At 72.6% G+C, this 800-nt stretch carries 1 protein-coding gene and 1 pseudogene; one reads left to right on the forward strand and one right to left on the reverse strand.

Annotated elements, in window-relative coordinates; genetic code table 11:
* Nucleotides 1-497 (forward strand): TetR family transcriptional regulator C-terminal domain-containing protein (locus tag A5714_RS10515; protein WP_197513634.1); only part of this gene is annotated, 497 nt, incomplete at its 5' end.
* 11 nt (nucleotides 498-508) lie between these two features.
* Here the strand turns inward: A5714_RS10515 and A5714_RS27085 are convergent.
* Nucleotides 509-697 (reverse strand): annotated as a pseudogene (locus A5714_RS27085) (TetR/AcrR family transcriptional regulator); the annotation flags it as partial.
* Between the last annotated feature and the right edge of the window lie 103 nt (nucleotides 698-800).

Here is an 800-nt window from a genome sequence, read left to right on the forward strand (position 1 = left end):
TCGACGACTTCGACGCCCTCCAGGCGTGGGCGGACGCGTGCGTGGCCGACATCGACACCGTGTACCGCGTCGGCGGCTGCGTGTACGGCTCGTTGGCCGGCGAGCTGATTGAAGGCGACGACGACATCCATCGCGACCTGTCCGCCGGCTACGACCAGTGGATCGAGCTCCTGCGCACCGGCCTGACCGCCATGCGGGACCGCGGTGACCTGCGTCCGGAGGCGGACCCTCGGCATCTGGCCGTGTCGCTGGTGATCGCCCACCAGGGCGGCGCCATGCTCACCTACGTCACCGGGGATGCCGAACCGTTGCGCGCGGCCGTCACCGCCGGCGTCGAGTACGTGCGGTCCTTCGCGCCGCCGACGCGGTACACGGTGTCGATGTCGGCCACGCACGCGTCCGCCCACGCCTGGAGGGCGTCGAAGTCGTCGAGCCCGCCGAGTCGCGGCTGCGTGTGGAAGGCCCGCAAGTCGTGGTGGCGGGCGCCTATCACGTGACGGGTCAGCTCCCGTTTGTCGCGGAAGTAGTGCGCGATCTGCGACCCGCCCACCCCCGCCGCGCGCCGCACCTGATCGATGCTGGTGTTGGCGACGCCCCGCTCGAAGATCAAGCGCGCCGCGGCGTCGACGATGCGGCGGCGCGTCGCCAGCCCCTTCACGGTGAGGGACGAGGGGTGGGTTGTGTCGTCTTCGGGCACGGACGCTCAGCCGGCGGCGGCGGCCGGGCGCCGCCCCCGGGGCCGGCGCGGTGGGGGGGGGACGCGCTCCGCGGGATCGGCGGCGCAAAAGGGCAGATATTTT

The organism is Mycobacterium sp. E2462 (genome assembly GCF_001672685.1).
Lineage (GTDB): Bacteria > Actinomycetota > Actinomycetes > Mycobacteriales > Mycobacteriaceae > Mycobacterium.